13 protein-coding genes and 1 riboswitch are annotated in these 16653 nt (G+C 52.5%); of the genes, 2 read left to right on the top strand and 11 right to left on the bottom strand.

The window, feature by feature from the left end:
• Positions 1-40 precede the first annotated feature (40 nt).
• The gene (locus BM412_RS07885) at positions 41-1720 is read right to left on the bottom strand and encodes an ATP-binding cassette domain-containing protein (protein WP_177245702.1); all 1680 of its coding nucleotides are present in this window, start codon (positions 1718-1720) and stop codon (positions 41-43) included.
• Positions 1717-2577, bottom strand: coding sequence for an energy-coupling factor ABC transporter ATP-binding protein (locus BM412_RS07880; RefSeq protein WP_091220273.1), 861 nt, complete (start codon positions 2575-2577; stop codon positions 1717-1719). Before BM412_RS07880 ends, BM412_RS07885 begins: the two co-directional genes overlap by 4 nt.
• 96 nt (positions 2578-2673) lie before the next feature.
• Between BM412_RS07880 and BM412_RS07875 the strand changes: the two genes are divergently transcribed.
• Positions 2674-3321 carry a biotin transporter BioY gene (locus BM412_RS07875; protein WP_091216011.1) on the top strand — a complete coding sequence of 216 codons (648 nt, stop codon included), beginning with the start codon at positions 2674-2676 and terminating at the stop codon, positions 3319-3321.
• Between the two features lie 41 nt (positions 3322-3362).
• Here the strand turns inward: BM412_RS07875 and BM412_RS07870 are convergent, their stop codons facing one another.
• The 7 genes from BM412_RS07870 to BM412_RS07840 form a co-directional block, all read right to left on the bottom strand.
• Positions 3363-3935: a hypothetical protein gene (locus tag BM412_RS07870; RefSeq protein ID WP_091216006.1), complete on the bottom strand. Its 573-nt coding sequence runs from the start codon at positions 3933-3935 to the stop codon at positions 3363-3365.
• 145 nt (positions 3936-4080) lie between these two features.
• The gene (atzF, locus tag BM412_RS07865; RefSeq protein WP_091216003.1) at positions 4081-5883 is read right to left on the bottom strand and encodes an allophanate hydrolase; all 1803 of its coding nucleotides are present in this window, start codon (positions 5881-5883) and stop codon (positions 4081-4083) included.
• Complete coding sequence (uca, locus tag BM412_RS07860) at positions 5880-9533, bottom strand: urea carboxylase (protein ID WP_091220272.1); 3654 nt, start codon at positions 9531-9533, stop codon at positions 5880-5882. The genes atzF and uca overlap by 4 nt, the downstream gene beginning before the upstream one ends.
• 42 nt (positions 9534-9575) lie before the next feature.
• The gene (locus BM412_RS07855; protein ID WP_091216001.1) at positions 9576-10229 is read right to left on the bottom strand and encodes an urea amidolyase associated protein UAAP2; all 654 of its coding nucleotides are present in this window, start codon (positions 10227-10229) and stop codon (positions 9576-9578) included.
• Between the two features lie 67 nt (positions 10230-10296).
• On the bottom strand, positions 10297-11022 hold the full coding sequence (locus BM412_RS07850; RefSeq protein ID WP_091215998.1) for an urea amidolyase associated protein UAAP1: 726 nt from the start codon (positions 11020-11022) through the stop codon (positions 10297-10299).
• Between the two features lie 53 nt (positions 11023-11075).
• A riboswitch (guanidine-I (ykkC/yxkD leader) is annotated at positions 11076-11186 on the bottom strand.
• Positions 11187-11389: 203 nt separating this feature from the next.
• The gene (locus BM412_RS07845) at positions 11390-13393 is read right to left on the bottom strand and encodes an LTA synthase family protein (RefSeq protein WP_371264733.1); all 2004 of its coding nucleotides are present in this window, start codon (positions 13391-13393) and stop codon (positions 11390-11392) included.
• Positions 13363-14241, bottom strand: coding sequence for a radical SAM/SPASM domain-containing protein (locus BM412_RS07840; RefSeq protein ID WP_091215996.1), 879 nt, complete (start codon positions 14239-14241; stop codon positions 13363-13365). Before BM412_RS07840 ends, BM412_RS07845 begins: the two co-directional genes overlap by 31 nt.
• Positions 14242-14435: 194 nt before the next feature.
• On the opposite strand from BM412_RS07840, the gene BM412_RS07835 reads away from it, so the two are divergent.
• A complete protein-coding gene (locus tag BM412_RS07835; RefSeq protein ID WP_091215994.1) occupies positions 14436-15242 on the top strand; it encodes a hypothetical protein in 807 nt (268 codons plus the stop codon).
• Between the two features lie 665 nt (positions 15243-15907).
• Here BM412_RS07835 and BM412_RS07830 read toward each other — a convergent pair.
• On the bottom strand, positions 15908-16234 hold the full coding sequence (locus BM412_RS07830; protein ID WP_091215991.1) for a hypothetical protein: 327 nt from the start codon (positions 16232-16234) through the stop codon (positions 15908-15910).
• Positions 16235-16331: 97 nt separating this feature from the next.
• A complete protein-coding gene (locus tag BM412_RS07825) occupies positions 16332-16628 on the bottom strand; it encodes a DUF6509 family protein (RefSeq protein ID WP_091215988.1) in 297 nt (98 codons plus the stop codon).
• Positions 16629-16653: the final 25 nt, after the last annotated feature.

Genomic DNA, 16653 nt, shown 5'->3' with positions numbered 1-16653 from the left:
TTAACACTTGTTCTATCATAGCCGATTCGGAGGCAAATGCCTATTGCCACATCCAGAAAATGACCGGAATGGCGGAACCTACCGCGGCCAGAACCGTGTCGCGTCCCTTCCAGTGCTCGGTGATCAGCAGCGTCGGCTGCCTTTCTTTGCCGACACCCCTGCTCTCGAGCGCGTCGGAAACCTGTTCGCCAAGCCGGAACAAAGCCAGCATGAACGGGATGGACGTTTCCTGAAGCCGTCGGAACGAGCCTCCCGCGGAACGCTCGGTTTGTTTCCCTCTCGCCGTTGCGATACGCGCGAAACGTTCCCATTCCGATAGAAGAACCGGTATGAATCGAAGCAGCAGCGTAATGGTTAGCAGCAGCTTCGTCACCCAGAGCGGTACTTTCCCTACTTTTGAAAACAGTTGTTCCAGTGATCGTCTAAGCCTCAGCGGCGTAACGGCCAAGGGCAATCCGAAGCCAAGCAGCATCGCCAGGAGCGGCCGCAGAAGGGATTGCAGCGACACGAGTGCGGCTTCCGTGCTCCATAAGCCGCCACCTTCCTGCGGTCCGAGTCCGGCAATGAGCGCGACCGAGAACGTGAACACAGTCAGTGCCATAATTGCGCTGCGCCAGCGACGCAGTGGAATTTTCCCGAAATGTATCGCAGCTGCAACAACCAGTGCCATAGCACCCAAACCGGACCAGGTGGACTGAAATAGGATCGCGGCAGAAACCAGAATATAAGTAAGCCAAACCGATCTGGGATCAAATAAGGATATTGGCGATGGATGTCTATCTGAATCTCGCAGAGCGAACGGCGTTCTGGTATCACGTACGGTAGGCGGCCTGTTTGGCCGAAGCAAATGGATGCTCGGCTTCACGCTATGGGCTGCTTCTAGTGCCAAAGCGGCCGGATCCCACACCTGCTTGGCCGGAACGCCAAGGCAAGCGAATTGATGGGCTACACGCAGCCATGCCGGAATGTCCATGCCGGCCTCCTCCAGCCAATGGGGATTCATGAGAAGCTCTTCCCTGCGGCAATGCCGCACGCTCCCGTCCGTATGCATGATGATCACCGCAGTTGCCAACTGCAGCGCCCAGTCGCTCTCATGTGAAATGAGGAGCACGCCTTTTCCGCCTGCTGCCTGCTGTTTAAGCTGCGCACCGAGCTGCTCATGACCGGCAGCATCCAGCCCGGCGGTCGGTTCATCGAGCAGCAGCCATGAAGCCGGAGGTGCGAATAAGCAGGCTAATGCGGTTCGCCTGCGCTCCCCTCCGCTCATAAAGTAAGGATCACGTTCAAGCCACGACTCATCCCATCCGACAGCGGCGAGCGCCTCAATTGACCTGCGGGTGCGATCATCTTCATCAAGCTGATAGGGACGCATCACATACTGCAGCTCGTCGCGAACCGTACGCGCAAACAATTGTTCTTCCGGCGATTGACAAGAATAACTATAACGGAGCATGGCCGGACGGTTGCGTTCGGTTTTCTTTCGTCCTAAGCGCGATCGACGCTCCCTCCACAACGGATGCGAATCATACGAAACGGTGATGCCTTCAGACTTCGTAAGGCCGGCGATTGTTTCCATGAATCTGGTTTTGCCGACGCCATTAGCGCCAATGATGATCGTGATCGTTCCTTGTCTCAATTGCAATTCATGCTCATGAATAGCGGGCATCTCATTATGTACCCCTGAAGGCACCTGCTTCAAACCGACAATATGCAACGTCATCGCGGCACCGCCTCGATTCGAGCAAGCGCCTGATCCCATTCTTCCGTCGTTTCCGGATAAGGCCGCTGCAGCTTTCCGAGTCTTCCCAGCTCCAGCGCTAAGGCGGATAAGTAGGGCAATCGAAGCCCGATCGTTTGGCATGGCGTCGGTCCTTGTCCGACTTGTTCTGCCGATCCATAAAGGAACTCTTCGCCTATCCCGTCAAAAACAATGCTGCCGCCCAGCATCGCAACGACACGCGCGTTAGACGTTATTTCCTGCAAACGCTGCGTTACCCAGACGATCGAAGTGCCTCGTTGATGTAGCTTCTTCGCCAATCCTTGCACAAGCACCATCGATTGCTCATCGAGCATGGATGTCGCTTCATCGAACACGATTAGCGACGTCTCGCCGGCCGAAGCGGCCGCCACGGCAGCCAACTGTCTTTGTCCGCCCGACAGGCGGTTCCAGGGAATATCCCCGATTGCCGAAAGTCCGGTAAAGGTGAGTATCTCTTCGGTCTGCAGCATAATTTCATGAGGAGGCATGCCGCGCCATTCGAGCGCAAATCGAATTTCCTCTCGCGGTGTTTCGGCGAATAATTGGGCATCCGGCTGCTGCATCACATAAGGCGATGGTCCGTTCCCTGCAAAACCTCGGCTCCAAGTCCCTTGAACGCCTTCAATTGTTAACCCAGCCAGTAATCGGGCCAGCGAAGACTTCCCGCTCCCGTTCACTCCGGCAATATTCACCCATTCTCCGGGCGACAGTTCAAAATCAATTTGCTGCAGCCGCGGGCTGCTATCCCCATTATCCAACAGCCGATCTATAGAAACATCCTTCAATATCAGACGTTCATCATATGTAGATTGCCTCATGAAAATCCCTCTTCCCAAACGGATTAACCCATGTTATGATTTCAATTGTTAACCAACACACGATAACAAGGTTAACATTAGAGAGGAGAATTTTCAATGGAAACGACTTCAAGCTCCAAATCAAATTCAAACAACTCATCTTCTGCTGTACTCGCCCCTATTTCGGATAGCGGACAATCCGGAGCAACCTATTGGATACGCGGTATCGTATTCACAGCACTGTTCGCCGCTCTCTTCATCGCTTTTGGTTACATCAGCATTCCGCTCGGTTTCACAACGGTGCCGATTACGCTGCAAACCTTCGCCATCATGTTAGCCGGCGGTTTGCTTGGCGCCCGATTCGGCTTTTGGAGTATCGCCATCGTCGTCATCCTTACCGCTTGCGGCCTCCCGCTTCTGCACGGCAACGGAGGTCTTGGCGTGATTTTCGGCGCAACGGGCGGATACATATGGATGTTCCCGCTTTCGGCCTTGTTCATCGGATTGGCAAGCGACCGTATCTTCGCACGTACGAACAAACTCAATCGCAGCCAATATGTAATGCTGTTCATCAGCTTGGTATTGTTCAGCGTAATCCTCGCCTATGTAGGCGGCGTGCCGTGGCTTGCCTATAAGGCCAATTACTCGTTCGCCAAAGCGATGGTCAACGGCTGCTATCCGTTCTTGTTCGGCGACATGGTCAAAGCGATTGCCGCTACATTCTTGATCGCGACACTACGTCCATTACTTCCGAAACTCCGCTAATACGGAGATCCAGCAGCTCTTTCATCAGCCGGCCTGCCGCTTCAATTCTGTTCTATCAGAACGCGAAGCTCGCGCAGCGTCGGCTTTCTTATGCTCACAACGACATTTCCCTTGTCGATCGCAATGCCTTTGATATGCAGGAGCTCCGGCAGCTGCGATCCAAGCGGAATGACAATATCGTCAAAATACCCCTTCGACAATGAAATCCCGCGCAGCTTTGCTTCATCGACCTTCGCGACTAGGTTCGGCTCGTTCCACTCCAGTTTATAGTAGATCACGATCCCCACCGGCAATCGATCCCTCAGCTTCAAATTTAAATGCGCAACCAGACGTTCCCCCTCCAGATTAAATCTGGCGCCGGTAATGAGGACTCCCGGCTGGTATTCCGGTTTCAGCCGAATCGCGGCTTTGCCGATATTATCAATGTCTGCCTCCGAGAGCACGAATGACGTTTTCAGGTTCTTTATCATCGTCAACGCCCGTTCCAAGAGCGGCACTTCATTAAAACGCAGATCCAGCTGCTCTGTCGGCTTCACGTATATAACAGCCCCGAAACAGGCAGCGATAACGAGCGCCAGCAGTACGATTAATGTAATCCCGATTTTCTTAAGCACAAGTCATCACTCCGATCTCATTCCTCCTATTATACTCTCCCCTCCGTTTCCCCTTCTACTGCCGCTTTGAGCAGCAGGATAAAAAAATACAAGCCGGTCCCCTTATCGGGAAAACTCGGCTTGCATACCTTCCATACAAATTCCGCTATTGCACTACGGCATTGCGCCACGATCCATACGCAGATATATCTTCCGCACCAAGCTCTGCATACGCTTCACAAATAAATCCGGGCACTTCCGTGCCATCGCTCAGCTCAACCTTGCCGATGCCGAGCGGCGCCGGAATGGACGCAGTGAAGCCGCCGAAGGAAGCTATCGGCATCTCCCAGATTTCAAGCGTAACGGCGGATCCGCCGTGCTTTTGCTTAATCATGCCCGGCTTCGCAGGCGTGGTTGGGAGCCTCACAAGCCGATATTTAGCCGCACTCTCGGCCTCTCGAACAAAAGCGGCGCCGCAAGCAATCATTTGCTTCTCAAGCGGGAAACCCCGCATATGAAGACCGCATACCGCAACCAATGTCGTTGCCGGAGCTTCTGCGGATGATAGCGTGACCGATGGTTTAACATCATCTGCAGGCTGTACGCCGCCGTCAAACGCGGAAATAAACTGTTTTGCAGCACTGCATAGTAAGGTTTCATTCTCCGCGGTACCAAACAACGTCACGCCAAACGGTAAATCCCTATCCGCATCGCCGGCTTGAACGGCAACGGCGCACAGATCAAGTAAATTGCAATGGTTCGTATACCGTCCCATATCGCTGTTCGTGCTGATCGGATTCGCTCGCACCTCATCGCGCGTCCATGTTCCGCCGCATGTCGGCAGGAACAGAACCGCGTCTTTCAGCAGCTGCTTTGCTTCCCGTTTAAATGCTTGCAGCTTATGGGAGGCTTGGAAGACCGCCGCAGCAGTGTAGTCCGGTGATGCACCGGTACGAAGCACCTGCTCCGTTACAGGGAACGCGGTTCCGGGATGGCTCTCGATGAATGGACCCAGATCTGCCCATCGTTCCGCCACCCAAGGTCCTCCGTATAGGATCGCCGCTGCTTCCGCGAACAGATCGAGCTCTAAATAGGTAACAGGCAACCCCATCGCTTCAACGACCGCAACTGCTTTCGCCCACGCTCGCTCATATTGCTCCGAGAACGGTCCGTAGAAGGTTGGCGTCCCCTTTGGTAAACAGACCGCTGCCGGGAGTTTATCCGTGAATGGATGCGCGATCTCGCGCGACCATGGATCTGTCTCTTCCAAACCGCGGGCAATCAAGTCAACCGCCAGCGCATCGTCAAGATTATGCGCGAAGACCGTGACGCAGTCCAGGCTCGCACATGCCGGAACAACGCCTTTTGTCGGCCATGCGCCTAGGGTCGGTTTGTAGCCGACCAACCCATTCAGCGCCGCCGGAACTCGGCCGGAGCCGGCTGTGTCCGTGCCCAGCGCAAAAACCGCTTGCCCGCGCGCTACCGACACGGCCGATCCGGAGCTGGAGCCGCCGCTAATCAGCTCGCTTCGCAGCGCATTATGCGTTTCGCCATAGGGGCTCCGCGTGCCGACAAGGCCGGTGGCGAACTGATCCAGATTGGTTTTGCCAATGGGAATAGCTCCGGCCCTAATGAGTCGCTGTACGACAACAGCGCTGTCACCCGGTGTATAGCTGTACTCCGCACACGCGGCTGTTGTGGGCGCTCCCTCTAAATCGATATTATCTTTGACGGCGAAAGGGATCCCCCAGAGCGGCGAGCTCTCCGGTGTCATCGTTGCCGTTAACCGTTCAAGGTAAGGCTCAATCAGCGCCATGGACGGCGGTGTAATCCATATATTCATCTCCGCATCCGCTTCGGCTCGGCGAATGATCTCGGCAATCACATCAGCAGGCTTCAGAAGCTGCGCGATATATTGTTCTCTGAGCCATTGTGCAGTCAGTTGACTTGGCCATTCTATCGTGGTCATATGCTCAGCGCCTCTCTTTCCCGTGCCTTCACGAGTCCGACAATCAATTGACCCGTATGCACTTCATCACCCGGTTTGACGAAGATCGAAGAAACAACCCCATCGCATGGAGCCGTTTGAGTAAACTCCATCTTCATGCTCTCCTCGATAATCAGCGTTTCGCCTTTCTTCACCTCTTGGCCCGGATTTACAAGCACCTTCCATACACTTCCGGGCATCGTGCAGCGAACCGCAATCGTTCCTTCCGGCAGTTCATCCTCGGGCGTTTCTTTACCCGCATCATGCTCCGAAATAAATTCGGCGAGTCCGAGCGCTTTCCAGTTCTCCCGCTCTGCTTGGAAAGCCGCTTGCTGCATCGATTGGAATTCAGCCGCGCTCTCCTTAATCTCATCGAGGAATGCCAGGTAATCGCTTAGCTTGAACGTCGTTTCGGTAATATCCGCCTCGAACCGTCCGCGAGTGAAATCTTCGCGCAAGCGCAGAAGTTCATCAGCCGTTACCGGGTAGAACCGGATTTGGTCAAAGAACCGAAGCAGCCACGGCTTGCCCGGCTGGAAGCTCTCCGTTTGCCGGTTCAAGTTCCACATTTGAATCGTCCGGCCGACGAATTGGTAACCGCCGGGACCTTCCATGCCGTATACGCACATGTAGGCGCCGCCGATGCCAACCGCATTCTCCGGCGTCCATGTCCGTGCCGGATTATATTTGGTTGTGACCAGCCGATGGCGCGGATCGATCGGCGTCGCAACGGGCGCTCCGAGGTAGACATCGCCAAGGCCCATCACAAGATAATTCGCCTCATGCACGACTTTAAACACTTCATCCAGATCGCCTAGGCCATTTATACGACGAATGAATTCCAAGTTGCTTGGACACCAAGGGGCATCCGGACGAACATTTTGCTGATAACGTTCGATCGCCAGCTGCGTTGCAGGATCATCCCACGAAAGCGGCAAACGAACAATTCGCGATGGAACCTCAATGGTTTCAAGAGGCGGCAACTCGGAATCCAACTCAAGTATTCGCTCGCACGCTTCTCGTACGGTGGTTCGTTTCGGATCAATATGCACTTGAAGCGAGCGAATGCCCGGTGTCAAATCCTGTACCGGAATGGCACCGGTTTCCCGGATCGCTTGCATCAGCGCGTGTACTTGGAAGCGAAGCAGTAAGTCAAGCTCCATCTCGCCATACTCCACCAAAATATTCTCGTCCCCGCTGCAGCGAATCGTAATCGGGAATCTGCGATTCGCCGATTCTTGCTTCAACAACGGATATTCCGGCGACAAATATTCGGATTCGGTTTCCGGTAAGCCAAGCGGGATGAGCTGATCCCATTTCCCTTGACCGATCGCTTCCAGATTGCTTTCTTGTTCCTTGCGCAGACGGTCAGCTTCATCCAGCGACAGCAGACGGAAACGAACGCGGTCACCGGGATGCAGCTGACCCAGCTTCCAGAATTCCGCGGACGCAGTCGTCACGGGACATACGAAGCCGCCTAAGCTGGGACCGTCCGGTCCAAGCAGAATCGGCATATCCCCCGTCAAATCCAACGTTCCAACCGCATACGCGTTGTCGTGGATATTCGATGGATGCAAGCCTGCTTGGCCGCCATCCTCCCTAGCCCATTGCGGAGCAGGTCCAATTAGTCGTACACCGGTCCGAGAGCTGTTAAAGTGCACCTCGAAGCTTGTTTCGGCAAGCTCTTGGAGGTAAGTAGGCAGCAGATATTCCGCTGTACAGTGCGGTCCGGGAATAACGCCAACCGTCCAAGTGCGAGTCATCGTCGGCAGATCCGACTCTTTCAGCAACACTTCCGTTCCGGTTAGAGGAACTTGCTGCACGCTCCGATTGACACCCAGCACATCCCCTGCGCGAAGCGCCCGCCCGCCATGGCCGCCGAAATTGCCAAGCGTAAATGTCGCCGAGCTGCCGAGAATACGCGGCATGTCAAACCCGCCGCCAACAAGCAAATAGCCGCGCATACCTGCTTTGGCTTCGCCGTAGCTGAGCACTTGACCTTTGCGAGCATGGATTGGCTGGTACATCGGCACAGCAGCCTCATCCAGCACCGCGTCCATGTCAGCTCCGGTTAAACAAATCCACATATCATCCCGGAACTTATACGCACCGCCGCGAAGCGTCAGCTCTAGCCCTGCCGCATCGTCGGCATTGCCTAGCAGCTTGTTCCCCATACGGAACGACAGCGGATCCATCGGACCGCAAGGCGGGACGCCAACATCCCAATACCCTGTACGCCCCGGCCAATCCTGCACCGTCGTTTGCACTCCGCCATCTAGGACTTCAAGAGCAAGCTCAGCCGGCTCAAACGTATTAAGAAGCTGTGTATACACGTTGCCGCTCAAGCAATCTTCATGACTAAGCAGCGCTTTGACATATTGCAGATTTGTCGTGACCCCATAGAGACGCGTCTCATCAATGGCTTGTATCAGCTTGGCGATGGCATCCATCCGGTTGTCGCCGTGTACGATGATCTTTGCCAACATCGGATCGTATAAGGTGGTAACGGTAATGCCGTCTCGTACCCAGGATTCAATGCGCGCATGTTCTGTGAATTTCACTTGATCGAGCTTCCCTGCGCTCGGGCGGAATTGCTGCAGACAATCCTCTGCATAGATACGCGCTTGAATACTGTGGCCAACAGACGGCTTGATCATGGACTCCAGCCCTGTCAGCTCATTCGCCGCTTCACGCACCATCCATTCCACCAGATCAAGGCCAAGCACTTCCTCGGTCACGCCATGCTCCACTTGCAGCCGGGTATTCACTTCCAAGAAATAAAACGCGCATGATTCCGGGTCGTACAAATATTCAATGGTTCCCGCACTGCGGTAGCCAACCTCTGCGGCAAGCCGCTTCGAGGAAGCGAACATCTCTTGACGCACTTGCTCCGGAAGATTCGGTGCCGGACTTTCTTCGATGACCTTCTGATTCCTACGCTGAATGGAACAGTCGCGTTCTCCTAAAGTCACGACCTCACCGAAGCCGTTGCCGAAGATTTGGACCTCTACGTGACGGGCTCTGGCAATATATTTTTCCAGAAAAATGCCGCCGTTCTTAAAGTTGGTCTCCGCTAGGTAACGAACACCGTCGAAAGCAGCAATAAGCGCGCTCTCATCTGCGCAAACCCGCATGCCGATTCCGCCGCCGCCGGCCGTGCTCTTCAGAATTACGGGATACCCGATCTCTTCAGCCTGCACGAGTGCTTCGTCGAGCTCCGAGATCAGCGCCGTTCCGGGCAGCATCGGCACACCTGCGCGTTCTGCGATTTCACGAGCGGAATGTTTCAGACCGAACATCTCCATTTGCTCCGGTGTTGGTCCGATAAATACGATTCCGCGCTCGCGGCAAGCACGGGCGAAAGCGGCATTTTCGCTGAGAAACCCATAACCCGGGTGGATTGCCTGCGCACCGGTATCAATGGCGGTTTGGAGAATCCGATCCACATCCAGGTAGCTTTCTTTTGCCGGGCCGGTCCCGATCAGTACCGCTTCATCTGCACCATCAACATGAAGACTGTCTTGATCTGCCTGTGTATAGACGGCAACGGATTGGATGCCAAGCTTGCGAAGCGTACGTTCAATTCGAACGGCGATTGCGCCGCGGTTGGCGATAAGAACTTTAGTGAACATGGACATGGTGTTTCCCTCCCGTTTATGGAACTCTATTTCTCTCTATGGATTCCAGATTAATACCCGAATCGGAGTTGGGTTATAGGCATTGCATGGATTATTTAATTGAGGACAATTGCTGATTAACACCATCGTGCGGGAAATCGATTCCATCTCCACATAACAACCCGGTGCCGACACCCCATCAGCAAACCGCAGCCCGCCATCTTCTGACACCGGTACATTCATGAAGAAGTTCACGTTAGGTGCCAAATCCCGTTTGGTATAGCCGCCATCATGTTTAGCCAGCTGCAGCATGAACGTATCGCGGCAATTGTGCATTTGGAGCTTCTCATGCGCATAGCGCACGGTATTACTCTGAGCGGAACAAGAGCCGCCGACCGTGTCATGTCTGCCGCAAGTATCGGCTACGATCTTCACCAGTTCTTTGCCGGATTCCGCCCTAAGCACGGAGCCAGTCGTTAAATAAATGTTTCCTTGCCCCGTAATGGTCGCGACCGCACTATAATGGTCTTCCGGATTCTCCGCATCGTAGAACAACGTATCAGCCGCTTGATTCCCTTCCAAATCCACAATCCGCAGTACTTGCCCCGGCTGAAGCTCCTTCATCCAGCCGTCCCCGGCCAATACAATTTCATCTATAATTGCCGTTTCCGGTTGCAGTAAACTTTCGTGTCGGTTAAATGCAGTAGTCATCGTAGTTCCTCCTTATGAATAGTTGCATGAATGAATCGATATGGCCCATTGGGCTTATCAAGATGGATCAGCGACCTGCTAGCAAGTAGTACTCCGCCGTATTCTCGAATGCTCGCCGATTCTCGGATCTAAAGTTACAGCAATAATCCGTATCCAGATCGACGGCCGGGGCAGGCAACACCTCAAGCTGTACAGGAGCTGTCGGATAGTGAGTGGACGGATTCAGCGGGTTCGGCGTATTCGACACGACTAGGAGAATATCCATCTCTGTCCGGAGCGTTACGGAAGCGCCTTCCTTGCAGTGAGAGGCATCGTAGATCATTCGGCCCACATCGTTACAGCTCACCTTCGAGAACAAATTGACGACCGGTCCCATGTCGCGGATGCCTAAACCGCTGCGGACGAGCTCTACCGCAAAATTCTCATAGCCGCTGCGCAGCCACTCATTCCGAAGCTGTTGATAGGTGGATTGGCCGTACTTGGCATCTGTCGTAGCGCGAGTCATAAAGCCGGTTATCGTGTCATGCCAGCCTAGGTCATCTTCGACGAAGCTCGCCATTGCGCGGCCGTTATCGCTCATCAGAATATTTCCGCGAGTCAAATGTGCCGTATATTGGGCTTTCAGCGTGTCCGGCATATTGTAGCGCTCCGTCAAATCATCCGCGTGAAACATCATGACCGACAAATTCGCGTTATCCTTCAAGGCCGTAAACCGAAGTAACCTTCCTCTGCTAATCCTCGCAGACCATTTATCCCCTGCCCCAAAGGTGGTGCTCCATAAGCTTGTCGTCATTGAATATTCCTCCTCGAAAAGTGATTGAAATATAAAAAGCCCGAGAGATTGGTTTCTCCCAGGCTTTTATCCTTCCGTGTTATGCAGCGCTGCCGCACACCATCTCTCGGACCAGACTTACATGAAAGAATCGCTCACGCAACGGAACCCTAGATGATTAGTTGTCCTCAATAGCTAACATGAGAACCGATATTCAATTGTTAAAACCTGCTATTGATTCGTATTATAGGGGGGTTTTCGTGAAAGTGTCAATGCTTATGTAAGGTATTATTACATTAACGTTCGTTAGGCAATGCAAACAGCAACTAAAAAAAAACCTCCCTGCATGCGTCCGGCGCACTTAGGAGAGGTTGAATAGGGAACTATTTTAATGTCGCTGCGGAAGCGATTTTACATACCGATCGGATACATCCATCAGTTGCATCACATAATCATAGTCGCTCCGATAAGGAGTAAGATTCGTCACCGGCTCCAGCGTTCGAATGTTTACCGCTTTGCCATCCTCGAAGCCTTTGCCCGGCACAAACAGAATGTCATCGTTGTAGAACGAGCCTGTCGGCAAATAATAACGCGTCCCAAACACATTCCGGTCTACATTAAGCAAATCATGGCCGAAGGCCGTATATTGTTCATCCTTCAGCGACACGCCGAGCAAATTCGCGACTGTCGGCATAATATCCAGCTGGCCGCCTACACGTTCGACGACCTTCCCTTGCTGACCGGGTGCATGAATGATAAGCGGGATATTAAACCGACTTACTTGCGGGTCGTATTTAATTCCAAGCGCTTGCTTCACAAACGCAGGATCGTTTTCGTCCGGCTGAAGTCCAAAATGGTCTCCATACAACACCAAAACGGTATTATCCCACTGCCCCGTCGCTTTGAGCTTATCGATTAACGTTCCGATCGCATAATCCGTATAGTTCACGCCGAGCAAATAGTTGCCCAGCTGCGTGCCTTTCAGCTGCTCCGGAAGTTTCATTTTCATGCGATCCAATGGCACTTCGAATGGGAAGTGATTCGACACGGTAATAAACTGACCGTAATACGGCTTGCTTCCGCCGCTTACTTCCTGCAGCTTCTCAACCCCAACGCGGAATAGCTCTTCATCGGAGGCTCCGAAGCTGTTATAATGATCGTTTTTGTAATAAGGCTTGTCAAAATAATGATCAAACCCCAGTGCAGCATAGAGCTTATTGCGATCCCAGAATGTCACATCGTTCACATGAAACGTATTTGTGACATAGCCGCTTTCCTTCAGCAATTTCGGGAGACTGGGGATATCACGATCGCCATAACCGGTAGACATCGCGATTTTCGCAGTCGGGTAGATGGACGTGTTGGACATAAACTCGGCATCCGATGTATTCCCCTGCCCGATTTGCTGGAACACATACGGGAAATAGAAGCTTTCATCAGCCAGCTTGTTCAGCACGGGCGTCAGCTCTTGACCGCCAACGGACAGATGAATCGGAAAGTTCTGAAACGCCTCCATCTGGATGACGATCAGATTTTTGCCCTTCTGCGTGCCGAAATAGGCCGCTGGTGCTCCACCAGTCCCGTCCTTATAAGGATAGCTTGCTTGCAGATCGCTTGCTTCCTGCGTGATTTTGTCGATATCCCCTTCAGCCGCTACGCTGTTATCTTGCGCCGCTTTGATGGCTGCAGATATTTGATAATTCAAGAAACCTTCCTGCTCTGCTTCGACAAGTTCATTTTCGATGGGCATGCCGACTTGAATAACACGAGCCGACAGCGAAAAACTTAGGATCAGAATCAGAGTCATCACAACACGATAAATTGACGTCACGGACCGCTTGCTGTATCCGCCGTTACTGCTCCATGAGCGGCGGCGGCGCGATCCTCTAACGGCAGTGAAAATCCACAGCGCTAAACCAATCACCAAATCGGCAAAAAACAAAAAGTGATTCAATTGAATCGTTGATTCGACGCTTGATCCGATTTTCGTCACCTGATGCAGCTCGTACAGTGCCGTATAGGTCGGTACGTTCCCGAAATGCTCGAAATATACAGCTGACGAGAATAACGCGAAGGAATAAATGAGATTCACCGCGCCGTATACGGCTGTTCGGAGCTTACTTGGCGTAACAAGTTCTATTACGCTGAGCAAGACCAAGATAGCGCCGAGGTCCGCGAATATATGCGACAAATCAATTTCGTGAAATAAGAAATAGCGCAGCAGCAGCATTTTGGCAAAGAATAGTGCAATTGCCATATAGAATAGCGGAATTCTCGCATTCTTCTCCTGATTCAGAGAAAGCAGCGTCCCCCGCTGATGGATCGGAAAATGATTCATAACGACTTTCTGTACCTTCTTTCTTATAAGCTGAACCGTTGCCTGAAGCCGCACTTCCGGCATAGCTCCTCGACAACTTCCCTGCGCGAGAATCCGTCATACAGCCGGTTCGCGCGGTCGCCTTCAATGATGTCTGAGAACGGTGTCTGATGAATGTTGCCAAGATTGATGACGCCTTCGCCGTCTAAGCAGCAAGGCACTACGGTGCCGTCAACCAGAATGCCGGCTTGATTGCGGAGCGCATGGCAGAAACCTTTGCCCTCGTCTTCTTTCTCCTTCAGATCCGGCCACTTGAACTCCACCTCGTGGTTCAAATACACGCGGTCCGCGATCTTTATCCCATTCCCGCGCTGGAACTTTTCTTGAATGCGGAAATCCAAATCAAAGGCTTCCTCAATCTGCTGCAAAATCGCTTGATTGCGGTTAGCTTCCACATTAACCTCATTGTCTTCAGCCAAATTCCATAACCGAAGCGACACCAGCATGTCCGAGGTTGCTGTAGCCTCTTTCACGAACGACAGCACGCTGCCCACGTAACCTTCTTTATCAACGGAGCCTTCATGTCCGTCAAAGCTATGCAGCGAGAAGTTCATTTGACGAAGGGCGGGTTTGCCCATGATCTTATGTTTGGCTTTGTGCAGCAGCGTTCCGTTCGTCGTAATATTCACCTTAAAACCGCGCTCATGACTGAGATCAAGCAGTTGATCGATCTTCGGATGCAGCAGCGGTTCGCCTTTTAGGTGAAAGTAGATATAGTCTGTGTGCGGTTTGATTTCATCTAGTATTTTCGTGAAATCTTCGATCTTAATGAAGCTCGCCTGACGTTTCGTTTGTGGACAGAAGGAGCAAGCCAGATTGCATACACTCGTAATTTCGATATAAAATTTCTTGAACTTTTTCATCCCGATCAGGCCCCGTTCATACGATCAATATAGGTTGCGGTGCAATAACATACCCTCCATTATAAATCGCCGACGCAAAAGCTGTCCACTTAAGGACACTGGAAACGGCGGTTTTGTCGTTGACACAAAGGCAATTTGCAACTTATAATTGCTATTCATGCAATTGAGAAATATTATCAAAGGAGTGCGCGCCAATGATGATGAACGAGCTCGTCATCGATTTCTCGCAATTCGATTCGTATTACTTACGCGTGTCGCCGACAGGTGCTGCAACCCCCGCCTTCGAGATGCCTGCGACTGATTTTTCTCGCGCCGATGAAGTAAAGAAGGCGATTGAGATCGCAAGTTTGACGGCGCGCGCTACCGGCTCTGAGCTGGCTGCTTCTTTTATCGGCGGTTCATTATTCAATTTGTGCAAAGCAAGACTGCTCTTACTGTCCCGATATAACGTTCTTCTTAATTTCTCGCTCGATCGACTCACGTTTCAAATGGAAGATTTCGGAACTTATCATATGTTCGGCTATAAGCTGCATGATGTCCGCTATACAGAGATACCGAACGATGCCGACCGCGGACAGCTCGTCCGAGACGCGTTCGAGGCAGATTTTCGAGACGTTGTGACACCGATACTGAACGCCATCGCTTCTGCAGGGGATCTCAAGCCGGCTGCCATTTGGATGCAATTCGGCAGCATGCTGGCTAACATGATAACCACTTTCGAGGCAAAAGAAACCCATGACGCCGTGCGGGAGCGCTTCGCTCACGATTGCAAGGTACTCACGGAACAGCTCGACCCGGGCCTGTTCGGCAGCAAACGCAATCCTTTTGCACATACGCCGAGATATGTCGACAGCCCCTACCAGCTTGGCGGCAAAACGATGATCCGTTCCGGCTGCTGCATGTACCACTGCCGCGAAGACGGCGACATGTGCTACAACTGCCCGAAACTCACCACCTCCCAGCGCGAAGAACGCTACGCGCGCATCGTCAGCGCGAAATAAACCATTAACGGCTGAACGGATTATTATCCCGTTCAGCCTTTTTTGAACCAGCTCGCACCAATCCACCCGGCCGCACGCCCCGCGGCAGAGGCTGAGAGTCGGAAAATCCTACTCTCAGTGCCAAACCCACACCGATTTGACGCCGAGAGTCGGGAAAACCGTCTCTCAGCATGCAAACCAACCACTTTACCCCCGCGGCGGAGGCTGAGAGTCGGAAAATCCTACTCTCAGTGCCAAACCCACACCGATTTGACGCCGAGAGTCGGGAAAACCGTCTCTCAGCATGCAAACCAACCACTTTACCCCTGCGGCGGAGGCTGAGAGTCGGAAAATCCTACTCTCAGTGCCAAATTCACTCCAAATTGTCGCCGAGAGTCGGAAAAACCGTCTCTCAGTATGCAAACTAACCACCTTCCCCCGGCTTTAGCTGCTGAAAGTTCGAAAACCGTGCTCTCAGCTCCTACATCACGCCGAAATGAAGCCGAGAGTTCCATATTCGAACCCTCAGCTCCAAACCCACTCCGAATTGATGCTGAAAGCTCCAATTTCGCACTCTCAGCGCTCCAGACACCGTTCACACCGGTTTCGGCGCGCATTCCGCCCTACCCGGCAACTCGCAGCCTCAACAAAAAAAGCAGCCATATGGCTGCCTTCAATAATCATCGTTACTCGCTCGTCAGCATGGCGTGCATTTCGTCCTTCGTTCGTTCCTGACGGAGAACATGCTCCGCGGAGATGTCAGACTTGTTCTCGTTGCGGAACCACTTGCCATCCAGGTAATAGCCGTTGACTCGCGCCATGGAGTAGAACGCGCACAGCTGATTGGCGATTCGGATGGCATGCTCTTTGGTTTGGGCCGAATATAACGTATTACCGAAACTGAGTGGATTGTTGTTGCATTGAATGTTGACATTAAATGGCCCTTCATCACCTTCTACCTGCTTCACCAAAATTTGATTGTTGTAGCAATTGAGCAGATAATGAACTGTCATGTCATACACCGCCTTAATCACTTTGTTTCGGCCCGCTATTTGCTGGCCGTACAAACTATTACACACGCATGCTCATTTCTAAGCAGTTCACCTTATTCTATTCTTCGGCTTCCGAGAAATGCGCTTTACAAAAACTATCAATCAGCTGCTCTTCCTCGTCTTCCAGCTCAGCATCCACATAACGATCGTTAATGCTCTCGTACAGCTCATACTTCACGATGCCGGACGCCTCGCCATCCACTTTATAAATGACGCGGATATATACGCCATTCTCCACGAACAGCTCATCATCCTCAGGCAAGTCCACATCCAGCCTAAACTCATATCGATCCCCAACAAGAATGCCGAACGGGTCTTTCACTTTATCCACCGAAAATGCCGTAATCGAAATCATTGCCTCATCCCTTCAAATTCCTCAA

This window comes from Paenibacillus sp. BC26 (assembly GCF_900116125.1).
Lineage (GTDB): Bacteria > Bacillota > Bacilli > Paenibacillales > Paenibacillaceae > Paenibacillus_Z > Paenibacillus_Z lignilyticus.
The sequence above is the reverse complement of the archived record's forward strand: the minus strand, read 5'-3'. Positions and strand labels throughout refer to the sequence as shown.

What these genes read in the sequence shown, in the direction of transcription:
- BM412_RS07855 (WP_091216001.1), bottom strand. Translation starts at nt 10,229, where the DNA reads ATGACTACTGCATTTAACCGACACGAAAGTTTACTGCAACCGGAAACG.
- BM412_RS07885 (WP_177245702.1), bottom strand. Translation starts at nt 1,720, where the DNA reads ATGACGTTGCATATTGTCGGTTTGAAGCAGGTGCCTTCAGGGGTACAT.
- atzF (WP_091216003.1), bottom strand. Translation starts at nt 5,883, where the DNA reads ATGACCACGATAGAATGGCCAAGTCAACTGACTGCACAATGGCTCAGA.
- BM412_RS07830 (WP_091215991.1), bottom strand. Translation starts at nt 16,234, where the DNA reads ATGACAGTTCATTATCTGCTCAATTGCTACAACAATCAAATTTTGGTG.
- BM412_RS07840 (WP_091215996.1), bottom strand. Translation starts at nt 14,241, where the DNA reads ATGAAAAAGTTCAAGAAATTTTATATCGAAATTACGAGTGTATGCAAT.
- uca (WP_091220272.1), bottom strand. Translation starts at nt 9,533, where the DNA reads ATGTTCACTAAAGTTCTTATCGCCAACCGCGGCGCAATCGCCGTTCGA.
- BM412_RS07875 (WP_091216011.1), top strand. Translation starts at nt 2,674, where the DNA reads ATGGAAACGACTTCAAGCTCCAAATCAAATTCAAACAACTCATCTTCT.
- BM412_RS07835 (WP_091215994.1), top strand. Translation starts at nt 14,436, where the DNA reads ATGATGATGAACGAGCTCGTCATCGATTTCTCGCAATTCGATTCGTAT.
- BM412_RS07850 (WP_091215998.1), bottom strand. Translation starts at nt 11,022, where the DNA reads ATGACGACAAGCTTATGGAGCACCACCTTTGGGGCAGGGGATAAATGG.
- BM412_RS07825 (WP_091215988.1), bottom strand. Translation starts at nt 16,628, where the DNA reads ATGATTTCGATTACGGCATTTTCGGTGGATAAAGTGAAAGACCCGTTC.
- BM412_RS07880 (WP_091220273.1), bottom strand. Translation starts at nt 2,577, where the DNA reads ATGAGGCAATCTACATATGATGAACGTCTGATATTGAAGGATGTTTCT.